This window comes from Streptomyces sp. NPDC005374, assembly GCF_042872225.1.
Taxonomy (GTDB): Bacteria; Actinomycetota; Actinomycetes; order Streptomycetales; family Streptomycetaceae; genus Streptomyces.
Genome location: NZ_JBIAKA010000002.1, coordinates 99,327 through 118,793, shown reverse-complemented (window position 1 = coordinate 118,793; position 19,467 = coordinate 99,327). Strand labels below are relative to the sequence as shown.

Here is a 19,467-nt window from a genome sequence, read left to right as displayed (position 1 = left end):
TCGGCGCGCTGCCGCTCCACCAGCGTCTGCCAGGCTCAGGGACTACCTTCGGTCGCATGACACACACGAACCGCTTCGAGGGGCACGGAGTTCTCGTCACGGGCGCGGCCCGCGGCATCGGCGCCGCCGTGGCCCGCCGCCTCGCCGAGGAGGGAGCAGCGGTCCTGCTCACCGACCGGGACGGGACGGTCGTGGAGGAGAAGGCCGCCCGTCTGCGTGAACAGGGTCTGTCCGCAAGGGCGTTGGCCTGCGACGTGGCGGACCGGGCGGCCGTCGAGGCGGCCGTCGCCCACGCCGTCGACGCGTTCGGCTCACTCGACGTGCTCGTCAACTGCGCCGCCCGGTGCACTCCGGAGACCCCGCTCTTCGAGGACGACTCGGACGAGGAGTGGGACCGGGACCTCGACATCACCCTCGGCGGACCGTACCGCTGCTCGCGCGCCGCCCTCCCGCACCTGGTCGCCTCCGGACGCGGCGCGATCGTCACCATAGGATCCGTCAACGCCCTCCAGGACTTCGGCAACCACGCCTACAGCGCCGCCAAGGCGGGCCTGGGGTCCCTGACCCGCACCCTCGCCGGACACGCGGCCGCTCGCGGGGTACGCGTGAACATGGTCGTCCCGGGCACGGTCCGCACCTCCGCCTGGGAGGGGCGGGAGGACGATCTCGCCGCGATGGAACGCCTGTATCCGCTCGGCAGGGTGGGCGAGCCCGAGGACATCGCGGCCGCCGTCGCCTTCCTCGCGTCCCGCGACGCCGCGTGGATCACCGGCACCACCCTGGTCGTCGACGGCGGCCTCACCGCGGTCAACACCGGGTTCCACGCGGCGATCCATCCTCTTAGAGGCGCTTAAGGGTCGCTGTAGATCTTTTCACTTGTCCTTCGAGGACCTCTCGGGCAGCGTTCTCGTGTGCCGATCCCCCCTCCCGCGTCCCCGTGGCGCTCCGCCGACTTCCGCACCCTGTTCGCCGCGAGCACCCTCAGCCAGCTCGGAACGAACGCCGGATACGTCGCCGTACCCCTGACCGCCGTGGTGGCCCTGGACGCCGACCCCGGTGAGGTCGGCGCCCTGGCCACGCTCAGCACCCTCGCGTTCCTGCTCATCGGGCTGCCCGCCGGGGCCTGGGTGGACCGGATGCGGCAGCGCACGGTGCTGGTCGGGGCGGACCTGGCCCGTGCGGTCCTGTTCGCCTCCGTCCCGCTCGCCTGGTGGACCGGCACGCTCACCCTCGGCCAGCTGTACGCGGTCGTCCTCCTGGGCGGCTGCGCCACCGTGTTCTTCGACGTCGGCTCGCAGAGCACCCTGCCCCGGCTCGTGGACCGTGCCGCCCTGGTGCCCGCGAACACCGCCATGGTCGGACTCCAGGCGGCCGGCACCATCGCCGGACGCGGTGTGGGCGGCGCCCTGGTGCAACTGCTCACCGCACCCGCGGCCGTCCTCTGCGCGTCGCTCACCTACTTCGCCTCCGCCGTCCAGCTCGCCTTCCTCCGTAGTGACGACACCGCGCCCGCCCCCGTGCGCGGCACGCCACTGCGGGCCCAGATCGCCGAAGGGCTGCGCCACGTCTTCGGCAACCCGGAGCTGCGCGCCCTCGCGCTCACCGCCGCCCTCACCAACCTGGGCATGCAGAGCGTCAACACCATGCTCCCGATCCTGTTCGTACGCGAACTACGGTTGCCCGAAACGGCGTTGGGCGTCTTCTGGGCGGCAGGCGGCGTCGGTCTGTTGGTGGGCGCCCGCTGCGCCCGCCCGCTCGCCGGACGACTGGGGTACGGCCGTACGCTCGGCCTGGCCGGGGCGGCCCTGGCACCCGCCGGACTGCTCGTGCCGCTGATCGACCGCGGCCCCTGGCTGTGGCTCGCGGGCGCGGGCTGGATGCTGGCCCTGTTCAAGACCGGCATGGACAACGTCCTGGGCGTGAGCCTGCGCCAGCGCATGACCTCGGACGACCTGCTCGGCCGCATGAACGCCACGTTCCGTTTCGTGCTGACCGGGTCCCTCGCGATCGGCGCCGCACTGTCTGGCCTGATCGGTGAACTGGCGGGAGTGCGCGCGGCGCTGTGGCTGGGCGGGGCCCTGATCGCCGTGGCCTTCCTGCCGGTGTTCCTCTCGCCCGTCCGCTCACGGCGCGGGCTGCCGTCCCAGCGGACGGCGTCGGGCGTCCGAGCGCCGGCGCCGAAGTGATCGCGCCGGTGACCTCCAATGTCACCGTTTCGTCGCAGCGTGCCCGGCGGTACAACGAAGATGTGCGGACGCCGGTCTACATGTCTGAGATCGCCGAACCGTACTGAGGAGACAGGCCATGGGGGACATACGCAGACGGGGTGCCGTCGCACTCGGGCTCACCGGACTCGTCGCACCGCTGACACTCGTGCTGGGCGCCTCGCCCGCGCAGGCGGCGAGCTGCACCACGCAGGCGGGGCCGTACCAGAAGAAGGTGGAGAAGTTCCTCGGCCGACCGGTCGACGGCAGGCAGTCCACCGCCGACTGCAAGGCGATCAAGGCCTTCCAGACCAAGCACGGCATCACACCGAACGCCGGCTACGCGGGTTCCGTCACCTGGGGCGTGATGGATCTCATGAACAAGCAGAAGGCCGTCGGCAGCAACCCCAACAGGGACGGCAAGTGCCCGGTGAACAAGGGCCGCATCGCCTGCGTGAACCTCACCCTCCAGCTGAGCTGGATCCAGGACGGCAGCAGGCTCGTCTACGGCCCCGTCCCGGTCCGTACCGGCCGTGACGGCTACGAGACCCGGACCGGCCTGAAGAAGATCTACTGGCGCGACAAGAACCACGTCTCGTCGATCTACAACGTGCCCATGCCCTACAGCCAGTTCTTCGACGGCGGCCAGGCCTTCCACTCGGTGAACCTCAGCATGTGGAACCCGCCCGGCTCCCACGGCTGCACCAATATGACCCCCAAGGACGCCAAGAAGTACTGGTCGCTCCTGAAGAAGGGCGACGACGTCTTCGTGTACGGCCGCAAGCCGGGCACCTGAGCAGGTACCCGGCCCGCACACCTCCCGCCTACTGCGGGGCGTCCCCGAAGTCCGGGATCTCCAGCCTGACCCCGCCCTGCCGCGCCGAGTCGTGAGCGACGATGCCCGGCAGGGTGTAGCGCGCCGCCACCCATGCGTTCACCGACGGCAGGGTGCGGTTGTTCACCGCGGTCACGAAGTCGTCCACCAGGAAGTGGTGGCTGCCCTCGTGGCCGTTGTGCAGGTTGTCGAACGCCCGAGGCAGCCGCGCCCGGTCGTGCACCGGCGCCGAGCCGGAGGTGAACGCGGCCCGGAGTTCCGGCGCGATGTGCTGGAGTGACGGGTCGTCAGGAGACATGGTGGGCTTGGGCTCCAGCAACTCGCTGATGTCCTTGACGCCCTTCTTGTCCTGCCAGAAGGCGACCGTGGCGAGCTGCTCCATGCTCGCCTCCGTCCCGAAGAACCGGAAGCGCGATTCCCGGATGTGGGACGGGTAGCCGACCCGCCGGAACTCGTTGGTGCGGAACGACCCGCCGCCCGCCACCTCGAACAGCGCGGTCGCGTTGGAGAGGTCGTTGCCGAACTTGCTGACGTCCTTGTCGAACACCCCGTCCCCGCGGTCGTCGACGACCCCGATCGCCGACACGCTCACCGCGTGCGTCTGCCAGGCGCCCAGCACCCCGCCCACCGAGTGCGTGGGGTAGAGCAGCGGGGGATAGCTGGCGGTCTCCTTCCAGCTCTCGCCGCCGCTGTACTGGTACGCCTCGTAGAACCCGAGGTCCATGTCGTGGACGTAGTCGCCCTCGGCGTAGAAGAGCCGCCCGAAGGCGCCCTCGGCGATCTGGTTGCGGGCGTGCACGGTCGCCGGGTTGTACTGGCTGGTCTCGCCCATCATGTACGTCAGACCGGTCGCCCGGACCGCGTCGATGATCGCGGCGATCTCCTCCGTGGTGATCGCCATGGGGACCGCGGAGTACACGTGCTTGCCGGCGTTCAGGCCCTGGAGCACCAGGGGTCCGTGGGTCCAGCGCTGGGTGAAGATCGCGACCGCGTCGACCTCCGGCGACTCCAGCATGGCCTCGTAGGTGGGGAAGGTGCCGGCCAGTCCCTGGGCCGAGGCGAGCTGCTCGGCCCGTTCGGGCAGCAAATCGGTGACGTACACGTCGCCGACTCCGGGGTGGGCCTGGAACAGCGTGGCGAACTGGCCGGAGAACTGGCCGGCGCCGACGATGCCGAGGGAGAACGTCATGAAGCTCGTGCCCTTCAGTGGAGGAGAGATCACTGCGAGAGGATCAGGTTGATCTGGTCGTTGGTCCGGTCGAGGCTGGTCACCGACCTGCCGTTGCCGAAGATGTCCTGCATGGCCGGATGCATCAACGCGTACACGTCCGCCGCGTAGTTGGTGATGGGGTAGGAGAAGGTGGTGAAGTCCTTCTTGTCGGCGATCGGTTCGGTGAAGGCCGTGACGTCGATGCCCTTCTTCTTGTACGCGGCCACGGCGGCGGCGGTGCCGTCAGGGGTGGCCGGGAAGACGATGCCGTAATCGCCCACCGTCTTCTGGCACTCGTCCGAGGACAGGTACTTCACCCACTTGCGGGCGCCTTCCTTGTTGCGGGCGTTCTTGGTGATGGAGTCGGCGAGGCCGTTCATCATGGTGGCGCGGTTGCCGGTGGGACCCACGGGCGTGACGGCCGTACGCATGTCGAGGCCCTTGAAGCCGGCGTACGTCGAGATCATCCAGGCCCCGTCGAAGGCGGTCGCCGCCTTGCCGGCCGCGATCTGGGTGTTGGCCTGGTTGGACTGGGAGTTGTAGTCGGTGAAGGGCGCCATGTATCCCTTCTTCGCCAGGCCGAAGTACCACTTGATGACGGACTGGAACGTCGGGCTGTCGTACTGGTACTTGGTGCCCCACCGCTTCTCGTCGGTGTAGTTCCAGCCCGCGGAGGCCGCGAAGGTGCTCCACTGGGTCTGGCCGTCGCCGTCTCCGCCGCCGTTGGTGGCCAGGCCGTACACCTTGACGTTGTTCTTGTCGAAGCCGGGCTCGTCACCCCGCTTGCCGTTCTTGTCGACGGTGAGGTGGGCGACGGCCTTCTCGAAGGTGCCGCCGTCCTTCGGGTTCCACGACAGGTCGTTCAGCTGTCCGGCCGTGAGGCCGGCGGCGTCGGTGAGCTTCTTGTTGTAGAAGAGGGCGACGGTGTCCCAGTCCTTCGGCGCTCCGTAACGATGGCCGTCCTGGCCCATCCAGTTGGCGGCCAGGCCGGGCTGGTAGGCGGAGTCGTCGACGTCCAGGTCGTCGAGCGGTTCGAGGACCTTCAGGTCGGCGAACTGGCCGAACTTCTGGATGTGGTCGGTGAACACGTCCGGCTCGGTGCCGGCGATGAAACTCGCGGTGAGCTTGGTCCAGTAGTCGTCCCAGCCCAACTGGGTGATCTTCACGTGCAGTCCGGGGTTCTGCTTCTCGAAGTCCTTGGCGCAGGCCTGGTAGGCGGGCTGCTGGTTGGAGTCCCACAGCCAGTACGTCACGGTGTTCGAGGAGGACCCGGCGGAGCCGCTCTCCGCGCACCCCGTCAGGCACAGGGCCAGAGCGCCGGCCAGTGCGGTCAGCGTACGAAGTCGCATCACGAGTCCCTCACTTGATCCCGGTGAAGCTGATGGTGGACACGATGCGGCGGGCGAAGAACCCGAACAGCGCCAGCATCGGCAGCGCGGCGATGAGCGTCGCCGCCATGAGGCCCGACCAGTCGACGCCGGTCTGCGGGGTCTGCGCCCGGAAGATGGCCAGCGCGACGGTCAGCACGCGTGAACTGTCGCTGTAGGACACCATCAGCGGCCAGAAGTAGTCGTTCCAGGACGTGATGTACGTCAGCACGGCCAGCGTGAGGACCGGCGTGGACGCCATCGGCAGCAGCACCCGGAAGAAGACCCGCACCTTCCCGGCGCCGTCCAGCAGGGCCGCCTCCTCGACCTCGCGGGGCACGTTCATGAAGAACTGCCTGAGGAAGAACACCGCGAACGGCGTCATGAACATCGTCGGCAGCGCGATGCCCAACAGGTTGTCGATCAGGCCGAGTTCCTTGATGAGTACGAAGTTCGGCAGCAGCGTGAAGATGGTCGGCACCATCAGCCCGGCCAGGAACAGCGCGAACACCTGGTCACGGCCCCGCCAGCGCAGCCGGGCGAACGCGTAGGCGGCCATCGCGGAGAAGAAGATCTGGCAGGCGGTCACGAGCGTCGAGACGATCACCGAATTGAGCAGGTAGCGCCAGAACTTCAGTCCGCCGCCCGCGCCGCCCTGCGCGATCGCGTCCTTGGTGGACTCCAGGCCCAGGGCACGGGCGAACCCGGTGCCGGTGAGGCCCACCGGCAGCGGGTCGGAGGCGTGGGCGGCGAGCCCCGAGTTGGTGGACAGCGCGGTGCGCAGGATCCAGTAGAACGGCAGCAGGGTCACGAGCATGATCGCGCCCAGCGCCGCCCAGGCCAGGAACCGGCCGGGAGTGAGGGGACGGCGCCCGGTGGGCCGTACGCGGGTGGTCGTCGTGGTGGTCACGGCAGCCATGTCGACTCCTTCCGGGTCAGCCGAGGTCGGTCTGGCCGGCTCGGGTGAGCCGGTACTGGAGGAAAGTGATGGCGCTCAGCACGACGAGCAGCGCCACGGACATCGCGGAGGCGTAGCCGAACTGGAAGCGGCCGAAGGCCGATTGGTAGATGTAGAACTGGAGCACGTTGGTGGCGTTCGCCGGCCCGCCCGCGGTCGTCACGGCGACGGTGTCGAACACCTGGAACGAACCGATCACCGTCATGATCAGCACGACCGCCAGGACCGGCCGCAGCAGGGGCATGGTGATCCGCCAGAACATCCGCCACTCGCTCGCGCCGTCCACCTTCGCCGCCTCGTACATGTCGCCCGGGATGGCCATGAGCCCCGCGAACAGCAGCAGCGCGGTGTAGCCGACGTGCCGCCACACGTTGATCAGCGCGATCGTCGGGATCGCCCAGGTCTCGTCGGCGAGGAAGGGGATCCGGTCGAAGCCGAGCCCGGCGATGATCTCGTTGCCGATGCCGAGCTGGTTGTCGAGGATCCACAGCCAGACCAGACCCGCGACGACGTTCGACATCAGATACGGGGTGAGCACGATCCCGCGCAGCACCGCGGACTGGGTCAGACGCTGCAGCAGGACGGCGATGGCGAGCGCCGACACCGTCTGGACACCGATGTTGATGACCACGTACTCGACGGTGACCTTCAACGAGTCCCAGAAGATCGGGTCGTGGATCATCCGGTCGTAGTTGGCGAGTCCCACCCACTCCGCCGGGGTCAGCAGGTTGAAGCGGGTGAAGCTCAGGTAGATGCCCCGCAGCGTCGGCCAGAGCAGGAAGACCACGAATCCCACCAGGGCCGGTGCGATGAACACCGCGGCGAGCCGCCCGTCCCCCCGGCTGTGACCGCCGCCCCTCCGATCGGCCTTCGATGGGGTCCGTACCCCCTCCGCGCTGCCTGTCGGCAGGCGCGACGGGGGACTGCTGGAGGCGATAGTCATCGGGAGACTCCCTCGTCTGCGGCGGCTCATCCTCGACCACTTACTTTTGTGGCGAAAGAATCCATGCGTCAAGGGGTGTGCGGATATCTTTTCAGGCCGAGATCGCGGCCCTAACATGACGATGTTGCTTTCGCGATGAAAAGAAATCGTGTGGGAGTCTGAGCTTCATGACCGCAGTTGCCGCCAGCTGGCTACCCCTGAGCACCGGCGAACGCTCGGTGGCGATCGAGGTGCTCGTCCATGGCCCCCTGTCGCGCACCGAACTCGCCCGCCGCCTCGACCTCTCGGCGGGCAGCCTCACCCGGCTGACCAAGCCGCTCATCGAGTCGGGCCTGCTGATCGAGGTCCCCGAGGCGGGCACCCCTGCCGAGGTGCGCCAGGGGCGCCCCTCGCAGCCGCTCGACGTCGTCGCCGAATCCCGGTCCTTCATCGGCTTCAAGATCACCGAGGACATGGTCTACGGCGTCGTCACCACGCTCAGGAGCGAGATCGTCGCCCGCCTCGACCGGCCCCTCGCCGACCGCGACCCCGCTCGGGTCGCCGACCTGCTCGCGGAGATGACGGCCGAACTGGCCCGCACGCATCCGCGACTCGCCGGCATCGGCATCGGGGTCGGCGGCCTGGTCCAGGAGCGGGCCGTGGTCGGCGAGTCCCCGTTCCTGCACTGGCGGGACGTCCCCTTGGGCGAACTCGTAGAGGAACGCACCGGGTTGCCGGTGGTCGTCGAGAACGACGTCTCCGCGCTCGTCGAGGCCGAGACCTGGTTCGGCGCCGGGCGCGGGCTCGACCGCTTCGTCGTCCTCACCATCGGCGCGGGCATCGGCTACGGCCTCGTCCTGGGCGGGCGCCGCGTCCCCTACGCCGAGGAGGACCGCGGCTTCGGACGGCACTGGATCATCGACCCCGACGGACCGCTCACCCCCGACGGCGCCCGCGGCAGCGCCGTGTCCCTCCTCGCCATCCCCAGCATCCGCTACCAGGTGATGGCCGCCACCGGCCGCGACCACACCTACGAGGAGATCCTCGCCCTGGCCGCGGCCGGCGAGTCCATGCCCGCCCGTGTCATCGAGGAGGCGGGGCGCGCCCTCGGCGTCCTGGTCGCGCAGATCGCCAACTTCGCCATGCCGCAGAAGATCCTCCTCGCAGGTGAGGGCGTCGGACTCATGGACGTGGCCGGCCGGACCGTCGAGGACACGATCCGCGCCCACCGGCACCCGCTGGCCGCCCCGATCGACCTGGAGACGAAGGTGTCCGACTTCCATGACTGGGCCCGTGGGGCGGCCGTACTGGCGATCCAGGTGCTGGTCCTGGGTGCGGTCGAGGTGTGAACAGGGCTCCGCCCCTTGACAGATCGACGTGATCAGTAACACGGTCCGATATGCCCTTTTCTTCCGTGATAACTCACGGCGCCTTCACTTTCCGAACCGTATGCTTCACACCATGTGCACCACTGTTGAACCCGTTACCGATCGATCGGCCGACGAGGTCAACGAGGAGATCCGGGCCCTGTGGCGCAGGGCGGGCGGGACACTGAGCGGCGAGCAGCGCGAGGAGTACCAGCGTCTCGTCCTCGAGTGGGCCCTCGCCGCTCCGTAGCCGGGCCGGCCCAGGCGGCCTGACCGTCCCGTTCGGCGGGACTCACCCCGCCTTCCCTGGGCACCCCCCAGGGGATGGGTCCTCTCCTCGCACTGGCCTCGGCGGTCTGCTACGGCATCGTCGACTTCGCCGGCGGTCTGCTGTCCCGGCGCGCCCACTTCGCCGCCGTCACCTTCCTCGGCCAGGTGGGCGGGCTGCTGCTCGCCGTCACAGCGGCGCTGCTCCTTCCCGCCGACGTCCTACGGCCCCTCGACCTCCTGTGGGGCGCGCTCTCCGGCATCGGAAGCGGCGCCGCCATGCACTTCCTCAACCGCGGCCTCAGCCACGGCGCGATGAGCGTGGTCGTACCCGTCAGCGCCGTCACCGGGGTCACCCTGTCCGTGGTGTGCGGAGTGGCACTCGGCGACCGCCCGACCGCCTTGGCCTGGCTGGGGATCGCCCTCGCGGCCCCCGCGCTGTGGATGGTCTGCGGCGGCGGCGCGGACGGCGGCGAGGGCGTGCCCGACGGGCTGCTGGCCAGCGCGGGCGTGGCGCTCCAGTACATCGCGCTCGCCCAGGCCGGTGCCTCCAGCGGGCTGTGGCCGGTGGCCGCGGGGCGGGTGGCCGCCGTACTCGTGCTGCTGCCCGTGGCGGCACGGCACCCCCGGCGCCTGCGCCTGCCGCCCGTGCGGGCCCTTCAGGCGCTGCTGGTCGGAGCGGGCGCCGCCCTCGCACTCATCCTGTATCTGCTCGCCGCCAGGCTGCAGTTGCTGGCGGTCGCTGTCGTGCTCGCCTCGCTGTACCCGGCCCTTCCCGTGATCCTGGGACTGGCTCTGCTGCACGAGAGGCTCAGCGGTAAACAGACGGCCGGACTTCTCGTGGCGGGCCTCGCCACGGTTCTGCTCAGCCTGGGGTGATCACCCCGGGGCTCAGCCCCAGGTCGCCGAGTAGTACCGCTGATACGCCCTGCGGTCCTGTTCCGAGCGGATGTACCGCGTCGCCACCAGCGCGACCAGGCTTCCGCCCACGACCAGCAGACCGGGCCCGATGTTCCGGGTGTCCGTGAGCCGGGTCAGCAACGGCGTGCCCGGCGCCCCCTCGACCGCCGCCGACGAGCCGGGAGAGGCGGCACCGGGAGCGACCGAACCCTGCCCGGACGTGGCCGAGGGCGCGGGGGAGGGCGAGCCTCCCGCGGGCGGGTTCGACACGATCAACTTCACGTTCAGCGCCGTCAACGCCGTCGACACCGGCTCGAAGAACGTCGTACCGCCCTGCTTGCAGTCACCGCTGCCGCCCGAGGTGATGCCGAGCGCGATCCCCTCGGAGAACATCGGGCCGCCGCTGTCCCCGGGTTCGGCGCACACGTTCGTCTCGATGAGGCCGGTGACCGTGCCCTCCGGGTAGTTCACCGTCGCGTTGAGCGAGGTCACCTGGCCGTCGCGCAGCCCGCTCGTGCTGCCGCTGCGGAACACCCGCTGGCCGATGGACGGATCGCCCGCGCCGGTGATCTGCACGCCCTTGCCGTTGCCGATGAACACGACGCCCGCGCCGTCACCCGCGTTCCCGTCGGCGTACTGCACCAGGGAGAAGTCGTTGCCCGGGAAGTTCTGCGTGACCGTCTTGCCCAGCTGGTTGGTGCCCCCGGTGTCCGCGAACCAGACGGAACCGGTGGGGCCGCAGTGCCCGGCGGTGAGGATGAAGTCGCTCTGACCGTTCGTCACGTTGAAGCCCGCTGAACAGCGCCCGCCGGTCGACAGGATCGGCTGCGCCCCGTTCAGCCGGGGCGTGAAGGTGCCCTCGGTGCGTTCCGTCTTCACGAAGGTGCCGATGCCGCCCGCGACCTTCGTCATCGCGGCCCAGTCGGACGCGGAGACGGTGCTGTCGCCCTGCACCACCACCTGGTTGGTCCGGTAGTCCATGGACCAGGCGGTCCCGGCGACCCGGGGCGCCGAACGCAGCGTCCTGGCCGCCGACTTGAGTTCGTTCATGCTGTGCCCGACGACTTTCGCCACGGCCCCCGCGCTGCGCACCTCGGCGGCTGCGTTCTCGTCGGTGACCGCCACCACGGGCTTGCCGTCGGCGCCGATCCAGGTGCCGGCCGTACGGGAGGTGCCGAGCCGCGCCACGATATCCGCACCCGTCTGCCCCGCCTCCATGGCGTAGGTGCGCGGCGGGGCGGTGGTGGCGGGAGTCTCACTCGCGACGGCTCGCGTGACCATCGTCCCTCCCAGGAGGAGTCCGCCGACGGCCGCCAGCCGTGCCACTCGCCGGACGACCCGTCGTCGTGCGTGCCTCATGCATGGCTCCCGAACCCGAACAAGCGGTGTGCACCGCAGGGCCTCCGGTCGTCGATGGCCCACCTTGCATACGTGGCCCGGGCCCGGCGCGTTCACGACATCCGGTGATCCGGTGCCTGAGTTCCGTGCCGAGGCTGTCCCAACCTGCCCTCCGAGGGCCTGCGTTGGCCGGCCGACCCTGCCGCGACCGGCATCACGCACCGACCTCCGCCGCTCGAACAGGGCGGCCTAGAATTCCCACCATGGAAGACACCCCGCTGGACCGGCTCGGCGCAGGCAAGTACCTGCTGCTCACCAGCTACCGCAAGAACGGCACCACGGTCGCCACCCCCGTCTGGGTGGTCCGCGACGGGGACGCGCTCGGCGTGTGGTCGGCCGCCGACGCCTGGAAGGTGAAGCGGATCCGGGCCCGCGCGGACGTCCTCGTCGGCCCCTGCGACGTACGGGGCAACCCGACCGGTGACCAGATCCCGGCCACCGCGGAGATCTGCGACGCGGCCACCACCGCGGGCTATCGGCAGCTCCTGGCCCGGAAGTACGGCATCCTCGGCCGGCTCTCGCTCTTCGGCAGCAGGCTGCGCCGGGGGCTGGACGGAACGGTCGGGATCCGCGTGACGCTGTGAGGAGCGGGGCCCGGTCGGACCGGGCCCCGCTCAAGAGGTGATCAGGAACCGTCGTACGGGACGGCGTCCACCGCCGGACGTACGACACCGGGCGTCACGGCCGGTCGAGCACCGTCCCCGTGAGCGCAGGCCTGCCGGGCAGCGGCTCGGCGTAGTAGTCGGTCAGCACGAGGCGCGTCGACTCGGTCGGCTCGGCCACCTGGTCCCGGACGGTCGGCACGACGAAGTCGATGCCGGTGCTGCCGGCCGGGATGTCCAGCCAGATCCACAGGTTCGCGGAGGACAGCGGCCGCTCGGGGTCGGGCACGTCACCGGACGCGTCCGCCAGCCACCGCGGGTCCACGTCCTTGGTGGACAACTCGGTGCCCTCGGTCACCGGGACCACCAGTACGGGCTGCGTGATGACCACGGACGCGGGCTTGTCGAGGGTCAGCCGCCAGCTCAGCGACTCTCCCTCGGTCACCCGGTCCGCGACCGGCGTCACGGTGATCACCGGTTCCGGATCGTCGTTCTCGACGGTGACTCCGCCGCGGACCTTGCCGACCACGGCGTTGTGGACGGCCTTGACGGCGATGTCGTGGTCCAGGTCCTCGCTGTAGGCGGTGTCGCCCTTCACCTCGACCGGCACGTCGATGGCGTGGCTGCCGGGCCGTACCGTCACCAGGCTGCTCGTGGCCCGGCCGCTGTCCGGCTCGATGACGTACACGCGGACCTGGCCGCTGCCGTGCCCGGAGATCTTGACCGGGATCCGGTAGGTGCGGGTGCCCGAGTCGCCCTCCTTGACGATCGTGCGGCCCACGTCGACCCGGGGCAGTGCCGTCGCCTTCACCGCGGGACTCCCCGGCGCCCAGCCCCAGGCGTCCATCAGCCAGGCCTGTCCCGACGGGGAACGGGGCGTCAGCTCAAGGGATTTGACGTGCCGCAGATCGAGCCCGGCCCGGATCGCCGCGGTCAGCGGGACACGCAGCTCCTGCGCCCAGTAGGACGCGGTGCGATCGGAGCCCGGCAGGCCCGCCACCTCGGCCCGGCCCAGCGTCACCCGGCGGTCGGCGGAGTCGGTCAGGGACACGTCGAACTTCGTGCCGGTCGTGTTCGGCGGTACGAAGACCCGCAGGGCGAGCTTCTCCGAGCCGCGCAGCGAGAGTGGCTTCGGCGGAGTGACGCGTGCCGCCGTACCCGGCGCGGACCACTTCAGGGCCACCGCGCTGCGGCCGGTCTCCTTCTCCGTCTCCCACCACGCGAAGTGCGGTGACGATCCGGGGGTCCCCGGGTCCAGACAGGCCACGGCCGGGTCCGGGTCGATCGCCGAACACACCCGGGCACCGGTCACCCTGGCCCCCGCGTCCGGCAGGAAGCCGCCGCTGCGGCGACCACCCACCGCGTGGGTCAGCACCCGGGCCGGGTCGGCGGACGGGGCCCGCCTGCCGGAACCGTCGAGAAGCGGACGCACCCGGTCGTCCCCGGCGAGGAAGAGCCGGGCCGCCGCGGCGATGTAGGTGGAGCCCGCCTTGTGCTGCTGGGCGGCGGTCAACCGGGTCGCGGCACCCGGCGTGCACACCGGGTCCTTCTGCTCCGGCTCCTGGTAGAAGTCGTCCTCGGCCGGCGCCTGCGCCTCGCCCGGGGTCCACTCGCTGTTGAAGTAGTTGTGGTTGGCGCCGACCACGTAGACCGCGCTGTGCAGCGCGGTGCCCCCGCCGATCCCGCGTGTCCCGTCGACGAAGTCCTCACCCTGGAGGTCGGACACATCGCCGTCGCAGCCCGGCAGCAGGGTCACGGACGGCACGTCGGCGACCGGATTCTGGCCGAAGATCGTCGGTCCGACGAGTACGGTCCCGCGCACCTTCCAGCGCACCGGGCCCCGATAACCGTCCTCGGCGGCCGGAGGCGGGTACAGGCTGTCCATCGCCGCCCGGTTGACGCCCTCGCCGCCGCGTGAGTGGCCGACGAGCAGGACCTTGGAGAGGTCCGCCTTCGGCGCCCCGCGTACGACGGCCGGGGCGGTGGAGGGGTGGGCGGCCCAGTCGGCCCAGCGGGCGAGGTGCTGCCGCACCAGCGAGGAGCGCGCCTGCGCGCCGGCGTCCTCGGGCTCCCAGTCCTGGGCGTTGATGCCGTTCGCCGAGATCGACACCGTCACATAGCCCTGGGAGGCCAGCAGTTGCTGATCGCGCAGATAGCCCAGGTAGCTCGGGATCGGCTGGTAGCCGGACGCGCAGGGCCAGTCGCCGGTCACGTCGTTCTCGGAGCCCGGCCTGTAGCAGGTGTAGTGGCGGCCGTGCAGGAACAGCGCGAGCGGCCGGCTGCCGGCGGCGCCCTTCGGCGCCACCACCTCGGCGCGCATCTCGACCGGGGTGGCGAACCCCGGCAGGCGCACCGGGGCGAGGTCGTACTCCCCGGTGACCGTGCGGTAGGGGCCCGGCCTGCCCGGATCGACGCCGTTCGCCGGTGCCAGGGCGGGGACACGCGCCCCGCGAGCGGCGGACTTCCGCTGCTTGTCGTCGGCCGCCGCGTCCAACCTGCGCCCCGCGGCCGTCACCTGCAGGTCCGTCAGCCGAGCGGGCCCTGCCGCGTCGAGGGCGAGCCGGAAGGTCCGGCCGTCCTTCGCCGGCTTCGGTACCCCGAGCAGCCGTTCCCCCGTACGGAACTCGACGCGCGCGTCCCCCATGGGCACGGACTTCGGAGCACGCCAGACCAGCTCACGCGCCCCGCCCGCCCCGTCGATCCGCCACCCCGGCGGAAGCCCGTTGTCGTCCGTCGAGCTCAACAGTCCCGCGTGGGGCGGCTGTTCAGCTTGTGCCAGTCCGGGCGAGCCCGCCAGGGCCGCCAGCACCGCCACGGCGGTCACACATATTCGCCGGGCACGGATCAATGGTCCTCTCCTCAAAACCCCGTGCGCAGACGTCCCGTCGGTCCCGGGCGTCTCTCGCGTCACCTAGGACGAGGGAGGGGTGTCTGTGGGTTGTCTGTGCGCGGGGGCCGGTCGCGCCCGAACGATGTGATCAAGCCAGAGCCATGCGCGGGGACTGGCGGATCAACGGGCGGGGGAGGCGTTTTCCATGAGCCGAACCATGAGCCGAACTCCCCACCTCCGCGCGGCCGTCGTCGGCACAGGACACCGCGCCCAGCTGTTCACCCGGGCCCTCGCCGCCCGCCCCGGGCACCGCGTGGCCGCCCTGTGCGACCCCAGCCCCACCCGTATGGCCTTCCACAACCGGCTGCTCGCCGAGGCCGGCGAACCCACCGCCGGCCAGTGGGAGCCGGAGCGCTTCGCCGACCTGCTCGCCACGCAGGACATCGATGAAGTCGTCGTCACCACGGTCGACGCCGCACACGACCGGTACATCGTCCCGGCTCTGAAGGCCGGCTGCCGGGTCGTCACCGAGAAGCCGATGACCGTCGACGCGGACCGCTGCGCCCGCATTCTGGACACGGTCCGGGAGACCGGCAACTCCCTCACCGTCGCCTTCAACTACCGCTTCAACCCCGTGCACGAGAAGGTCCGCGCCCTGCTCGCCGGCGGCGCGGTCGGCGAGATCCTCTCCGTCCACTTCGAATGGCTCCTCGACACCCGGCACGGCGCCGACTACTTCCGCCGATGGCACCGCGAGAAGCAGATGAGCGGCGGCCTGATGGTCCACAAGTCGAGCCATCACTTCGACCTGGTCAACTGGTGGCTCGCCGACGAGCCGCAGGACGTCTTCGGCTACGGACGGCTCGGTTTCTACGGCCGTGAGGCGGGCGAACGCCACGGCCTGCGCCGCGACTACACCCGGGCCCACGGCGCCGGTCCGGCCGCCGACGACCCCTTCGCCCTCGACCTCGCGGCCGACGACACCCTGCGTGCCCTGTACCTGGACGCCGAGCAGGACGACGGCTACCTCCGTGACCGCAATGTCTTCGACGGGCCCGTCACCATCGAGGACGACATGGCGCTCCTCGTCCGCCACACCCGGGGCGCGACGATGACGTACCACCTCACCGCCTACTCCCCGTGGGAGGGCTACCGGGTGATGTTCAACGGCAGTGCGGGCCGCCTGGAACTGGAGGTGGAGGAGAGCCGCTGGCAGGCGCCCCTGACCAGGATCACCTCCGCGACCGGCGCCCTGCACGGGGACACCGCGGCCGACCACGCGGGCGGGGCACGTCTCACTCTGCGGCCCCTGTGGCGGCCCCCGGTCGACATCCCGCTCGTCACCGCCCACGAGGCGCACGGTGGGGGAGACCCGCGCATGCTCGACGCACTTTTCGGGCCCGTGGACCCGGCAGCGGCTCCAGCGGGTACGGACATCGGTGCGGTGGCCCATCCGACGGCCACCGAACGGGACGGCGCCCTGGCGCTCGGCGTGGGGCTCGCCGCCAACCGGTGCTTCGGGACGGGACAGCCGGTCAGGGTGCGCGATCTGATCCCCGGGGCCTGGTGAGCGAACTCCCCGGCTGTCGCCCCGATGTGACGGGCCGTCAGTGCCAGGCGCGGTAGGGCTCGTCGAGCAGTTGGAAGACCGGCTCGGCGCGGACCGGGTCCTTGGCCGTGGACATCCGCACCCGGTCACCGCTGTGGATCGCGGCGGGCGGACCCATGACCCGGCCCCGGACGACGAAGCCCTCGGCCAGCTCGATCAGCGAGACGTTGCGGGCGCCGGGGGTGTTGCGGTTCACCACCGTGGAGTGGCGGACCGTGCCCACGCCCTCGCTGCGCTCCGTGCGCAGGTCGCCGCCCTGGCAGACCGGACACAGCAGGCGGTGGTACATCGCCGTACCGCACCAGCCGCAGCGCTGGAAGACGATCGCGTTGGTCGCCGGGGCGACGGGATCGAGCAGGTCCGTCGCGGAGCCGACTGCCGGACGAGCAATGCCTTCTGAGTGGTGGTACACGCTGGTCAACTCCCTGCGCTCGGCCGGAATCCCCCGTGCGCGGATCACCGGGCACGGATGTGCGCGGCTCCCTGTGCCACCGTGCACGCCGTCAGCGTATGGCACTCAGTGCCGGGAGTAAAGGTACTGGGTACCCCATCCTCGGGAGGGCTCGTGCGGTTCAGTCGCCGTCGAGCGTGGACTCGATCTCCTGGACGACCCGCCACAGCGGGGCGCCGCGCCGGGAGACGATCACCACCACGTCCTCGGAGCGTTCGTCGGCGGACGGGGCGGCAGGCGCCCCGAAGGTCTCCTGCACATAGCCGAGCGCGTGCTCCACGGTCCGTTCGGCGTCACCCTGGCCGTCCGAGCGCAGCCAGGAGCGCAGTGCGTTGTTGTGCGCCGCGGCCACGGCGGCGGCGATCACGTCGGCCCGGAGCGTCCCGTCGTGCAGATCCTTCAGCCGCCCGCGCAGGTACTCGGCGAAGGAGCGCTCGTAGCGCCACACCACGGACAGCTCGTACGCGCGCAGGCCGGGCACCTGCTTGGTGAGGCGGTAGCGCTGCACGGAGAAGGTCGGGTTCTCGGTGTACATCCGCAGGACCAGCCGCACCGCCTCGCAGACCCGTTCGATCGGGTCGCACCCGGGGTCGCTCGCGGCGAGGAAGGCCGTCATGTCGGTCAGGCAGCGCTCGTGGTCGGGGAAGACCACGTCGTCCTTGGAGGGGAAGTAGCGGAAGAACGAGCGGCGTCCCACTCCCGCGAGCGCGACGATGTCGTCGACGGTGGTCTGCTCGTACCCCCGTTCCAGGAACAGCTGGAAGGCGGCCGCGACCAGGGCGTCCCGCATGGGGGGTTTGGCGGTGCTCATGGTCGCGAACGTAGCACCTGCACCGAGCGAATGGCACTGGGTGCAGCACCATGAGGGAACTGAGTGCTGTTCTTCATGTTGTCCTGTCGGAGTCCCGCCGCATACGATCGGCGCCCCGCCCGCCGAGGAGCCCCGCATGCCGCGCCGCCCCGCCCTCCTGTACGTGACCGACCTGGCCTACCCGGCCCGGGGGCGCCGCTACTGCGACGAGGACATCTTCCTCACCTCGCGCCTCAGGGAGGAGTTCGACCTCGCCCTCTGCCATCCCCGCGACGCCGCCGCGCTCGCGGATCGCTTCGAGGCCGTGGTCGTCCGCAACAGCGGGCCCGTCCTCGGCCACCAGGAGGCGTACGACGCGTTCCGCGAGCGCGCGCTCCGCGACGGCACGCGCGTCTACAACCCGCTCTCCGGCAAGGCCGACATGGCCGGCAAGCAGTATCTGCTCGACCTCACGGCCGCGGGCCACCCCGTCATCCCCACGGTCGACAGCGCCGAGGACCTGCACCGCCTGCCGAAGAGCGACCGGTATGTCGTCAAGCCCAGGCGCGGCGCCGACTCCATGGGCCTGCGCGTCGTGGCCGGACACGAGGTGCGCGACCACATCGACGGGCACGTCCTCGTCCAGCCGTGCGTGGAGTTCGCCTACGAGGTGTCCTTCTACTTCGTCGACCACGGCTTCCAGTACGCCCTGTACGCCCCGGACACCGACCGGCGCTGGGATCTGGAGCCGTACGAACCCACCCCGAAAGACCTGGAGTTCGCCCGTCGCTTCATCGACTGGAACGCGCTCGGCCACGGCATCCAGCGCGTGGACGCCTGCCGGGCCCCGGGCGGCGAACTCCTGCTGGTCGAGCTGGAGGACCTGAACCCGTACCTGTCCCTGGACGCCCTCGACGACCAGGCAAGGGACGCCTTCGTCACCGCGATGACGACCTCACTGCACGGATTCCTCGCCTCCGGGAGGCCCCGAAGGAGCTGAACCTCCGGCCCTGCGGCCCCGTATCTCTCCCCGGGGAGTCGCGCAGACCCCTGCGCGCGGGACGGAAGGAGACCAGGATGCCCACACCGTCCGACCGAGAGGTGCCGCCGGGTCGGCAACCCATCGAACCCATCGTGGTGCTGCGCCCGCGCCGTACCGACGCGCTCGCGGAACTGCTCAAGGACCTGCCGCCGCGAGGTGCCGTCGGCTACGAGTCCATCGCGCTGCCCGGCCCGCCGCCGACAACCGAGGACGCGACCGAGGAGTTGCCGCCCGTCAGGGACCGCGGCCGCGCCGGCCCACGCGACATCTCCCGGGGGCGGGTGCCGGGACTGCGCCGCACGGCGATCGCGACGGCCGTGACCGCTGCCGCGGTGATCGGATTCGGCGCCGCGCTCCTGGTCGCCGGGCGCGCGGAGGGCACCGCCGAGGCCGCTCCCCAGCCGTCCGCCACCGCCCCCGCCTCCGCGACCCCCACCCCGACTCCGACCGTGTCCGGTGCCACCGACCCCGACGGCCCCGGAACCCTCCGTGCGGGAGACAGCGGCCCCGAGGTGACCGACCTCCAGGAGCGCCTGCTGCGCATCCCCGACGTCTACACCCACGGATCCACCGCCGGCACCTACGACGCCACCCTGACCGCCGCCGTGGCCCGCTTCCAGCTCTGGTACGGCATCCGCGGCGACGAGGACGGCGTGTACGGGGACGACACACGACGCGACCTGGAGTCCCGTACGGGCGGTGGCTGATCGAGGAG

At 70.8% G+C, this 19,467-nt stretch carries 18 protein-coding genes; 10 read left to right on the top strand and 8 right to left on the bottom strand.

Annotated features, from left to right (window positions below; translation table 11 throughout):
- Nucleotides 1-56 precede the first annotated feature (56 nt).
- The 3 genes from ACFYRX_RS06015 to ACFYRX_RS06005 all read left to right on the top strand — a co-directional run bounded on the left by ACFYRX_RS06015 (nt 57) and on the right by ACFYRX_RS06005 (nt 3,000).
- On the top strand, nt 57-854 hold the full coding sequence (locus ACFYRX_RS06015; RefSeq protein ID WP_389097091.1) for an SDR family NAD(P)-dependent oxidoreductase: 798 nt from the start codon (nt 57-59) through the stop codon (nt 852-854).
- Between the two features lie 57 nt (nt 855-911).
- Complete coding sequence (locus tag ACFYRX_RS06010) at nt 912-2,186, top strand: MFS transporter (protein ID WP_389097090.1); 1,275 nt, start codon at nt 912-914, stop codon at nt 2,184-2,186.
- A 118-nt stretch (nt 2,187-2,304) separates the two neighbouring features.
- Nucleotides 2,305-3,000, top strand: a complete 696-nt coding sequence (locus ACFYRX_RS06005) for a L,D-transpeptidase family protein (protein ID WP_389097089.1) — start codon at nt 2,305-2,307, stop codon at nt 2,998-3,000.
- A gap of 28 nt (nt 3,001-3,028) precedes the next feature.
- Here ACFYRX_RS06005 and ACFYRX_RS06000 read toward each other — a convergent pair whose 3' ends face one another.
- From ACFYRX_RS06000 to ACFYRX_RS05985, 4 genes are read right to left on the bottom strand one after another with little or no spacing between them, the layout of a single operon-like run.
- Entirely contained in the window at nt 3,029-4,228 is a 1,200-nt protein-coding gene (locus ACFYRX_RS06000) for a Gfo/Idh/MocA family protein (protein ID WP_389097573.1), read from the bottom strand.
- 29 nt (nt 4,229-4,257) lie between these two features.
- A complete protein-coding gene (locus ACFYRX_RS05995; RefSeq protein WP_389097088.1) occupies nt 4,258-5,598 on the bottom strand; it encodes an ABC transporter substrate-binding protein in 1,341 nt (446 codons plus the stop codon).
- Between the two features lie 10 nt (nt 5,599-5,608).
- Entirely contained in the window at nt 5,609-6,535 is a 927-nt protein-coding gene (locus ACFYRX_RS05990) for a carbohydrate ABC transporter permease (RefSeq protein WP_389097087.1), read from the bottom strand.
- 16 nt (nt 6,536-6,551) lie between these two features.
- Nucleotides 6,552-7,517 carry a carbohydrate ABC transporter permease gene (locus tag ACFYRX_RS05985; RefSeq protein ID WP_389097086.1) on the bottom strand — a complete coding sequence of 322 codons (966 nt, stop codon included), beginning with the start codon at nt 7,515-7,517 and terminating at the stop codon, nt 6,552-6,554.
- Nucleotides 7,518-7,684: 167 nt separating this feature from the next.
- Between ACFYRX_RS05985 and ACFYRX_RS05980 the strand changes: the two genes are divergently transcribed.
- The 3 genes from ACFYRX_RS05980 (at nt 7,685) to ACFYRX_RS05970 (ending at nt 10,009) form a co-directional block, all read left to right on the top strand.
- Nucleotides 7,685-8,845, top strand: a complete 1,161-nt coding sequence (locus tag ACFYRX_RS05980) for an ROK family protein (RefSeq protein WP_389097085.1) — start codon at nt 7,685-7,687, stop codon at nt 8,843-8,845.
- A 112-nt stretch (nt 8,846-8,957) separates the two neighbouring features.
- A complete protein-coding gene (locus ACFYRX_RS05975; RefSeq protein ID WP_389097587.1) occupies nt 8,958-9,113 on the top strand; it encodes a hypothetical protein in 156 nt (51 codons plus the stop codon).
- A 74-nt stretch (nt 9,114-9,187) separates the two neighbouring features.
- A complete protein-coding gene (locus ACFYRX_RS05970; protein ID WP_389097084.1) occupies nt 9,188-10,009 on the top strand; it encodes an EamA family transporter in 822 nt (273 codons plus the stop codon).
- Between the two features lie 12 nt (nt 10,010-10,021).
- Here the strand turns inward: ACFYRX_RS05970 and ACFYRX_RS05965 are convergent, their stop codons facing one another.
- On the bottom strand, nt 10,022-11,389 hold the full coding sequence (locus ACFYRX_RS05965; RefSeq protein WP_389097083.1) for a S1 family peptidase: 1,368 nt from the start codon (nt 11,387-11,389) through the stop codon (nt 10,022-10,024).
- A gap of 242 nt (nt 11,390-11,631) precedes the next feature.
- On the opposite strand from ACFYRX_RS05965, the gene ACFYRX_RS05960 reads away from it, so the two are divergent.
- Nucleotides 11,632-12,012: a PPOX class F420-dependent oxidoreductase gene (locus tag ACFYRX_RS05960; protein WP_389097082.1), complete on the top strand. Its 381-nt coding sequence runs from the start codon at nt 11,632-11,634 to the stop codon at nt 12,010-12,012.
- Nucleotides 12,013-12,106: 94 nt separating this feature from the next.
- Here ACFYRX_RS05960 and ACFYRX_RS05955 read toward each other — a convergent pair whose 3' ends face one another.
- Nucleotides 12,107-14,878, bottom strand: a complete 2,772-nt coding sequence (locus ACFYRX_RS05955; RefSeq protein WP_389097081.1) for an alpha/beta hydrolase family protein — start codon at nt 14,876-14,878, stop codon at nt 12,107-12,109.
- Nucleotides 14,879-15,077: 199 nt separating this feature from the next.
- Between ACFYRX_RS05955 and ACFYRX_RS05950 the strand changes: the two genes are divergently transcribed.
- The gene (locus tag ACFYRX_RS05950; RefSeq protein ID WP_389097080.1) at nt 15,078-16,430 is read left to right on the top strand and encodes a Gfo/Idh/MocA family protein; all 1,353 of its coding nucleotides are present in this window, start codon (nt 15,078-15,080) and stop codon (nt 16,428-16,430) included.
- A gap of 37 nt (nt 16,431-16,467) precedes the next feature.
- On the opposite strand, the gene ACFYRX_RS05945 is transcribed toward ACFYRX_RS05950, so the two are convergent.
- Nucleotides 16,468-16,881 carry a Zn-ribbon domain-containing OB-fold protein gene (locus ACFYRX_RS05945; protein ID WP_389097079.1) on the bottom strand — a complete coding sequence of 138 codons (414 nt, stop codon included), beginning with the start codon at nt 16,879-16,881 and terminating at the stop codon, nt 16,468-16,470.
- 160 nt (nt 16,882-17,041) lie between these two features.
- Nucleotides 17,042-17,710, bottom strand: a complete 669-nt coding sequence (locus tag ACFYRX_RS05940) for a TetR family transcriptional regulator (protein WP_389097572.1) — start codon at nt 17,708-17,710, stop codon at nt 17,042-17,044.
- Nucleotides 17,711-17,867: 157 nt separating this feature from the next.
- Between ACFYRX_RS05940 and ACFYRX_RS05935 the strand changes: the two genes are divergently transcribed.
- Nucleotides 17,868-18,710 (top strand): hypothetical protein, encoded by an 843-nt coding sequence (locus ACFYRX_RS05935; protein WP_389097078.1) that lies wholly within the window; start codon nt 17,868-17,870, stop codon nt 18,708-18,710.
- Between the two features lie 77 nt (nt 18,711-18,787).
- A complete protein-coding gene (locus ACFYRX_RS05930; protein WP_389097077.1) occupies nt 18,788-19,459 on the top strand; it encodes a peptidoglycan-binding protein in 672 nt (223 codons plus the stop codon).
- Nucleotides 19,460-19,467: the final 8 nt, after the last annotated feature.

What these genes read in the sequence shown, in the direction of transcription:
- ACFYRX_RS06015 (WP_389097091.1), top strand. Translation starts at nt 57, where the DNA reads ATGACACACACGAACCGCTTCGAGGGGCACGGAGTTCTCGTCACGGGC.
- ACFYRX_RS06005 (WP_389097089.1), top strand. Translation starts at nt 2,305, where the DNA reads ATGGGGGACATACGCAGACGGGGTGCCGTCGCACTCGGGCTCACCGGA.
- ACFYRX_RS06000 (WP_389097573.1), bottom strand. Translation starts at nt 4,228, where the DNA reads ATGACGTTCTCCCTCGGCATCGTCGGCGCCGGCCAGTTCTCCGGCCAG.
- ACFYRX_RS05995 (WP_389097088.1), bottom strand. Translation starts at nt 5,598, where the DNA reads ATGCGACTTCGTACGCTGACCGCACTGGCCGGCGCTCTGGCCCTGTGC.
- ACFYRX_RS05990 (WP_389097087.1), bottom strand. Translation starts at nt 6,535, where the DNA reads ATGGCTGCCGTGACCACCACGACGACCACCCGCGTACGGCCCACCGGG.
- ACFYRX_RS05985 (WP_389097086.1), bottom strand. Translation starts at nt 7,517, where the DNA reads ATGACTATCGCCTCCAGCAGTCCCCCGTCGCGCCTGCCGACAGGCAGC.
- ACFYRX_RS05980 (WP_389097085.1), top strand. Translation starts at nt 7,685, where the DNA reads ATGACCGCAGTTGCCGCCAGCTGGCTACCCCTGAGCACCGGCGAACGC.
- ACFYRX_RS05975 (WP_389097587.1), top strand. Translation starts at nt 8,958, where the DNA reads ATGTGCACCACTGTTGAACCCGTTACCGATCGATCGGCCGACGAGGTC.
- ACFYRX_RS05970 (WP_389097084.1), top strand. Translation starts at nt 9,188, where the DNA reads ATGGGTCCTCTCCTCGCACTGGCCTCGGCGGTCTGCTACGGCATCGTC.
- ACFYRX_RS05965 (WP_389097083.1), bottom strand. Translation starts at nt 11,389, where the DNA reads ATGAGGCACGCACGACGACGGGTCGTCCGGCGAGTGGCACGGCTGGCG.
- ACFYRX_RS05960 (WP_389097082.1), top strand. Translation starts at nt 11,632, where the DNA reads ATGGAAGACACCCCGCTGGACCGGCTCGGCGCAGGCAAGTACCTGCTG.
- ACFYRX_RS05950 (WP_389097080.1), top strand. Translation starts at nt 15,078, where the DNA reads ATGAGCCGAACTCCCCACCTCCGCGCGGCCGTCGTCGGCACAGGACAC.
- ACFYRX_RS05940 (WP_389097572.1), bottom strand. Translation starts at nt 17,710, where the DNA reads ATGCGGGACGCCCTGGTCGCGGCCGCCTTCCAGCTGTTCCTGGAACGG.
- ACFYRX_RS05935 (WP_389097078.1), top strand. Translation starts at nt 17,868, where the DNA reads ATGCCGCGCCGCCCCGCCCTCCTGTACGTGACCGACCTGGCCTACCCG.
- ACFYRX_RS05930 (WP_389097077.1), top strand. Translation starts at nt 18,788, where the DNA reads ATGCCCACACCGTCCGACCGAGAGGTGCCGCCGGGTCGGCAACCCATC.